We start from the raw sequence: 6040 nt of genomic DNA, 5'->3' as shown, positions 1-6040 counted from the left end.
TTCCCTGATAGCTCAGTTGGTAGAGCACTCGACTGTTAATCGAGTTGTCACAGGTTCGAGTCCTGTTCGGGGAGCCATTTCTCTTGGAGAAGTACCCAAGTGGCTCAAGGGGACCCTCTGCTAAGGGGTTAGACTGCGTAAGTGGTGCGAGGGTTCGAATCCCTCCTTCTCCGTTCGTTTCATAAGGCCCGTTGGTCAAGTGGTTAAGACACCTCCCTTTCACGGAGGTAACAGGGGTTCGAGTCCCCTACGGGTCACCATCCTATTTTGGAGGCTTAGCTCAGCTGGGAGAGCATCTGCCTTACAAGCAGAGGGTCGGGGGTTCGATCCCCTCAGCCTCCACCATAATGGTACCCTTTCTAATGACGCGGGGTGGAGCAGCTCGGTAGCTCGTCGGGCTCATAACCCGAAGGCCGCAGGTTCAAATCCTGCCCCCGCAACCAATTATTATCGGCAAATCGCCGATGCACTCTTTTTAGTGTGGAGCCGTGGTGTAGAGGCCTAACATGCCTGCCTGTCACGCAGGAGACCGCGGGTTCGAATCCCGTCGGCTCCGCCATTATTTGTACAAGCTCTTGCATGTTTTATCGCCGTCAAAGCGATTGAAGGTTCTCAAGTCGGCTCGTCACCGGCAACATTTGCATGCGAGCCATTAGCTCAGTTGGTAGAGCACCTGACTTTTAATCAGGGTGTCGTAGGTTCGAGTCCTACATGGCTCACCATTTTCGCTTTGCGAAAATGATTCGAATGCGCGCGTATGGCGGAATTGGCAGACGCACCAGACTTAGGATCTGGCGGGAGACCGTGGGGGTTCAAGTCCCTCTACGCGCATTTTATTCCAAAAACGAATACGCAAATTCGCGGAAGTGGCTCAGCGGTAGAGCATCGCCTTGCCAAGGCGAGGGTCGCGGGTTCGATTCCCGTCTTCCGCTCCATGTGTGCCCTTAGCTCAGCTGGATAGAGCATTTGACTACGAATCAAAAGGTCGGGAGTTCGAATCTCTCAGGGCACGCCATTTTTCTAAACAGCATCAGCATTAACGGGATGTAGCTCAGCTTGGTAGAGCACCTGGTTTGGGACCAGGGGGTCGCATGTTCGAATCGTGTCATCCCGACCATCCTTATCTGTCAACTCCTTGTGGTATGCAAGGAGTTTTTTGTTGTTTAGCATTCATTTTCGTGCCGGGTTATGACTAGGGAAGTAATGTGCGGCGCCATGTAAGAGCGAAAGAACTGAACGCGTGACGCGAACGAGCGCCTTTCTGAGGAAACGGGAGTTTCGGAGAAAGGGGAGGTTTTTTAGCGCCGGTTGAATTTTGAAGAAAAATGAAAGAAAATGAAGATTAGCTGAAAACGATCGCGAAGGGATGCGTTGATGTGGAGCTGTTGCACCAAAAGATCAAACAAGAAGGCGTCGTGCTGGACGGCGGCGTGCTGAAAGTCGATACGTTTCTGAACCACCAGGTGGACGCGGGGCTGATGTTCGAAATCGGACGGACGTTCGGAGAGCTGTTCGCGGAGAGCGGCGTGACGAAGATCATGACGATCGAGTCATCCGGCATTGCCCCGGCCGTTATGACGTCGCTGCGGCTGCAGGTGCCGATGGTATTTGCACGCAAACGCAAATCGCTGACGCTGCGGGAGGACTTGTACACGGAACGGATTTATTCGTATACGAAACAGGAAGAAAGCGAAGTAACGGTATCGCGGAAGTTTCTGACGCCGGCGGACCGTGTGCTCATCATCGACGATTTTCTCGCCAATGGGGAGGCGGCGCTCGGCATGGCCCGCATCGTACTTCAAGCGGGCGCCGAGGTCGCCGGAATCGGCATCGTAATCGAGAAATCGTTTCAACCCGGGCGCGGGAAGCTGGCGGAGCAGGGCTTTCGCGTGGAGTCGCTTGCGCGTATCGCATCGCTCGAAGACGGCGAGGTTTTGTTTGTCTGACGCTAGCCGCGAGAAGGATTAAGATTTTAGCGTGTGGAGTCATCCTCGTGTATGTCTCTCGCTTACCGTCATTCGACGGCGGCGTGAAGGTAAGCAGGAAGCAATCGCATAGGCTACGAAAAAAGGTTCCTGCTTGGTGGCAGGAACCTTTTTGCGTTAATGGGGCTTGCAGGATTGCAAGCATTGTTACGCCGAATGGGCGACGGCCGGCTGTTCGCCGTCCGCATCGGGCTTCTTTTGCAGCCGCGCGCCGCCGACGGTCAGGGCGATGAGTGCTCCAGCTGCCATGACGATGAGCGACAGGATGAAGCCGTGGCTGATGGCGGCGCCGATGCCGTTTCGCATGAAGGCGAGCAGATCGGCCGGCATTTGCGCCGCGCCGCGAAGCACGGTTTCCGGATTGGTCAGGTTCGCCGCCTGATCAGCTGGAATATTGAATTTGTCGATCGCTTCGAGCGAGGAATCCTTCAAGCTTGCGTTTACGAGTACCGCCATGATGGAAGCGCCCATGACCCCGCCGATATTGCGCCAAAAGCCGACGACGGAGGACGAGATGCCGATGTATTTTCGGTCGACGGACATCGCGACGGCGTTCTGGGCCATGCTCATCAGCGGACCGATGACGCCGAGGCCAAGCAAGATCATGATCCCGATCACCTGCCAATACGGCATATCGGGCGAAAGGTTCATGAGCAGAACGGAGGCGAGGACGCCGAGCACCATGTTGGCGGCCATGATCGTGCGGAACCGAAACTTTGCCGCGATGAAGCCCGCCAGAATGGCGCCGCCGATCAAGGAGGCCATCATTGGCGTCAGCACGCCGTTCGAATTCGCTTTGCCGAGCACGCTCGACGCATACAGCGGGAGGTACGTGATGGCCGAGAACATGATGAATCCTTGGCAGAAGCAGAGCAAGCTGGTGCCGAGCACAAGTCGGTTTTTGAAAATCGCAAGCGGCAGCATCGGCTCTTCCGCTTTCGATTCGACCCGTAGGAACAAGGCCGCGCCGACCGCGCCGAGCGCGAACAGACCGATGATTTGCCACGATGCCCATGCGTAGTCTTTGCCTCCCGACTCCAAGGCGAGCAGGACGGAGACGGTCGTTACGACCAGCAGCAGCGCGCCGAGGTAGTCGATGCTCGGTTTGCGTTCGGCCTTCGATTCGCGAAGAGCGATGAGGAGCACGGTCATGGACGCGAGTCCGATCGGCAGGTTGACGTAGAAGCACCAGCGCCAGCTGAAATGCTCCGAGATGAGCGTGCCGAGCTGAGGACCGGCGACGGACGACAGGCCGAACACGGCGCCCATGACGCCGGACAGCTTGGCGGCTTGTTTAGGATCGCCGAACAAGGTAAAGATAATCGAAAAGGAAATCGGAAACACCGAGCCCGAGCCGACACCCTGGATGACGCGGAACCAGATCAATTGATCGATCGTTTGCGCCATGCCGCACAGGGCCGAGCCGATCAGGAACAAGGCGATGCCGATGAGGTAAAACTTTTTGCGCCCGAACAAGTCGGACAGCTTGCCGAAAATGAGCATCGTGCTCGTCGCCGCGAGCATGTAGGCGGTGAATACCCACGAAATTTTATCGAAGCCGCCGATGTTGGCGATGACCTTGTTGACGCTGGCGGACACGATCGTGTTGTCGAGCGACGCCATCAGCAGGCCGAGCGCCATGGACAGGACGATCAGTCCCGTATGTTTGGATGCTTTGGATACGGTCAAATTGCTCTCTCCTTCGTTTTGACGTTTGAATCGGGACGATGTTTATTGCGCGTACTTGCGCTAGCGTTAGCTCAGCTCCGTCAGCTTTCGCAGCGTTTCCTGCAGCGTTCGGGTTTTGGCCGCGTTCAGCTCCGCTCCGATGTCCAGGCATAGCGTCTTCGCCGGCGGAAGTCCCGGGGGCAGCTGCTCCTGCATGAGCCGGATCTGCTTGCCGTCCTCCTCCGACTTGCGGATCTCGTCGCGTACCCAATCGATCAGCGTATCGCCGTCCATGTACTCGCCGAAGAACATCCGAACGAGAAAGTCCGAGCGAAAGACGTCCTTTTCTACCGGCGACTCCAAATACGCCTGAAATTGGGCCCGTCCGGCATCGGTCAGCGAATAGACGTTTTTGTTCGGCCGCCCTTCTTGGATGACGCTTTCCTTCGCGATGAAACCCTGCGTCTCGAGCTTCGCGAGCGTCGGATAAATCGTGCCGAAGCTGGCGTCGAAGAAAAAGGACAGCGGCATTTCGAGCATCTGTTTGATTTCGTAGCCGGACCGCGGCTGGCGGTGCAGCAGTCCTAAAATGACATCTTGACTGTTCATGAGTCGATGCGGCCTCCCCGGTAGTGTAAGTGTCTGGTTCGTTGGAACCAATATATCGCAACAGCATATATCGAGTCAATATATAAAATGACGATATATAAAAAAGGGCTGAAAAAGGCATCCTCGCGCAGGCGAGGATGCTTTTTTTGTGCGGCTGTTGCGGGACCAACGCTAAGTGGACGATGATGCCGGACATGCCTGCGGGCGATTTGGCCCTGGCGAGGCCGTTACGCCCAGGTCATTTTCAGCAGGCGCACATAACGCTGCAGCGCGTCGGGGAACGCCTCGCCGTGCGCGGGCAGCCGAAGGAGCAGCTGCCGCAGCGCGGCTTCGGCTTCTTCGCGGTGCGGCCCCGCCCAGCGCCGGCAGGAGCGGTGCCATAGGAGACGGGAGGCGCTGCGGTCCAACGTCTCCATCATCTCCTGATTGAAGCCGAGCGCGACGATGCGGCGCAGGGCGAACAGCTCGAACGCGCACAGGCCGCCGGTCGCCGTTTCGGAATCGGTTTCCGCCAACTCGGCATGCATGCGTTCGCTCAGCTCGTCCGCCAGCTCCCCGAGCGCATCCGGATCCCGCCTGCGGACCTGACCGACGGTAAAGAGCACCGCGGCGGCCATCAGCTCGAGCAGATCGCCGGTTCGCTGGGCCGACGCGTCGAGCACCAGCACGCCGTGCTTCGGGACGATGCGGACGAAGCCTTCCTTTTCCAATTGCTGCAGCGCGGCGCGGACCGGCGTCCGGCTCATGTCCAGCTCGGCGCTCAGCTTGACCTCGGACGTGATGTCCCCCTTCGGCAGCGCGCCTGACGCTATCCGTTCGTAGATGATATGATAGGCTTGATCGCGAAGCGATCGCGGGCTCATGGGCAGCCCCTCCTTCGGAAGCATCTGATGGTAAGAAGTATAGCACAGGAATAGGCGGCCGGACGGCCAAGACGCTGCAAGCGGCGGCGGGATACGCGCCCGCGGGGAAAGGAGAAGCGGATGGACAAGCAAGGCGGCGTCACGCTGCGGGAACGGGCGTTTCAAACGATGAAACGGCATATCGTGAACGGCGAGTGGCCGGGCGGCACGTTTTTGTCGGAGACGTTCTTGAGCGAGCTGCTCAGCATGAGCAAGACGCCGATCCGTTCGGCGCTCGATCGGCTGGACATGATGGGGCTCGTGAAGCTGGCGCCGAAGCAAGGGGCGTTCGTGCAGGAGCTGTCGCTAAAAAAAATTCTCGAGTTCTACGAGCTTCGGCTGTCGCTCGAGACGTACGCCGCCCGGAAGCTGACGGGCCGGATGGACGCGGCGTTCTTTCGCCGGCTGGACGACAATATCGCGCTGCAGGACGAGGCGATCCGGGCGGACGACGTGTCCCGCTACGTGGAGCTGGACCGCGAATTCCACGCGATGATCGTCGCCGGGCTCGATAACGAGGCGTACACGGACGTGATGTCGCGGATCCAGGACAAGTTCCTGCTCGCCGTCCGGATGACCTTCGCCCGGAACAGGCGCCGGCTGCTTGGCAGCATCGACGAGCACCGCCGGATCCGGGAGGCGCTTGCCGGCCGGGATCCCGCGCTGACGGAGCGGCTGATCGAAGCGCATATCGAGTACGTGAAGAAGATTATGTTTTAGAGAGTGTTGTAGTGTTCTAGCTATGCTCCGAATCAGGCGAATGCTGCATTCCCGATTCGAAGAAGCAGGCGAATGCTGCATTCCCTGTCTTGCGACAGTGAACGCAAACCAATCGCCTTACGCAAACCAATCTTATGCTCCCGAAGCAGGCGAATG

At 58.1% G+C, this 6040-nt stretch carries 5 protein-coding genes and 11 tRNA genes; 13 read left to right on the top strand and 3 right to left on the bottom strand.

The window, feature by feature from the left end:
- Position 1: 1 nt before the first annotated feature.
- The 12 genes from BMZ79_RS33410 to BMZ79_RS33355 all read left to right on the top strand — a co-directional run bounded on the left by BMZ79_RS33410 (position 2) and on the right by BMZ79_RS33355 (position 1946).
- Positions 2 to 77: transfer RNA gene (locus BMZ79_RS33410), tRNA-Asn, on the top strand.
- 8 nt (positions 78 to 85) lie between these two features.
- Positions 86 to 173, top strand: a tRNA-Ser gene (locus tag BMZ79_RS33405).
- A 12-nt stretch (positions 174 to 185) separates the two neighbouring features.
- Positions 186 to 260, top strand: a tRNA-Glu gene (locus tag BMZ79_RS33400).
- Between the two features lie 9 nt (positions 261 to 269).
- A tRNA-Val gene (locus tag BMZ79_RS33395) sits at positions 270 to 345 on the top strand.
- Positions 346 to 366: 21 nt separating this feature from the next.
- Positions 367 to 443 (top strand) — tRNA-Met (locus BMZ79_RS33390).
- A 39-nt stretch (positions 444 to 482) separates the two neighbouring features.
- A tRNA-Asp gene (locus BMZ79_RS33385) sits at positions 483 to 559 on the top strand.
- 87 nt (positions 560 to 646) lie between these two features.
- Positions 647 to 722, top strand: a tRNA-Lys gene (locus BMZ79_RS33380).
- Positions 723 to 751: 29 nt separating this feature from the next.
- A tRNA-Leu gene (locus tag BMZ79_RS33375) sits at positions 752 to 831 on the top strand.
- Between the two features lie 29 nt (positions 832 to 860).
- A tRNA-Gly gene (locus BMZ79_RS33370) sits at positions 861 to 935 on the top strand.
- Between the two features lie 3 nt (positions 936 to 938).
- Positions 939 to 1015: transfer RNA gene (locus BMZ79_RS33365), tRNA-Arg, on the top strand.
- A gap of 25 nt (positions 1016 to 1040) precedes the next feature.
- A tRNA-Pro gene (locus tag BMZ79_RS33360) sits at positions 1041 to 1117 on the top strand.
- A gap of 259 nt (positions 1118 to 1376) precedes the next feature.
- The gene (locus tag BMZ79_RS33355; protein ID WP_090649557.1) at positions 1377 to 1946 is read left to right on the top strand and encodes a xanthine phosphoribosyltransferase; all 570 of its coding nucleotides are present in this window, start codon (positions 1377 to 1379) and stop codon (positions 1944 to 1946) included.
- A gap of 186 nt (positions 1947 to 2132) precedes the next feature.
- On the opposite strand, the gene BMZ79_RS33350 is transcribed toward BMZ79_RS33355, so the two are convergent.
- The 3 genes from BMZ79_RS33350 to BMZ79_RS33340 form a co-directional block, all read right to left on the bottom strand.
- A complete protein-coding gene (locus BMZ79_RS33350; protein WP_256253321.1) occupies positions 2133 to 3674 on the bottom strand; it encodes a DHA2 family efflux MFS transporter permease subunit in 1542 nt (513 codons plus the stop codon).
- A gap of 66 nt (positions 3675 to 3740) precedes the next feature.
- Positions 3741 to 4262: a PadR family transcriptional regulator gene (locus tag BMZ79_RS33345; protein WP_090649555.1), complete on the bottom strand. Its 522-nt coding sequence runs from the start codon at positions 4260 to 4262 to the stop codon at positions 3741 to 3743.
- Positions 4263 to 4489: 227 nt separating this feature from the next.
- A complete protein-coding gene (locus BMZ79_RS33340) occupies positions 4490 to 5125 on the bottom strand; it encodes a GntR family transcriptional regulator (protein WP_177222476.1) in 636 nt (211 codons plus the stop codon).
- 120 nt (positions 5126 to 5245) lie between these two features.
- On the opposite strand from BMZ79_RS33340, the gene BMZ79_RS33335 reads away from it, so the two are divergent.
- Entirely contained in the window at positions 5246 to 5884 is a 639-nt protein-coding gene (locus tag BMZ79_RS33335) for a GntR family transcriptional regulator (protein ID WP_090649553.1), read from the top strand.
- Positions 5885 to 6040: the final 156 nt, after the last annotated feature.

Source organism: Paenibacillus sp. UNC496MF (genome assembly GCF_900113915.1).
Classification (GTDB): domain Bacteria; phylum Bacillota; class Bacilli; order Paenibacillales; family Paenibacillaceae; genus Paenibacillus_Z; species Paenibacillus_Z artemisiicola.
Note: the sequence above shows the minus strand (reverse complement) of the source record. Positions and strands in the feature narration are given on the sequence as shown.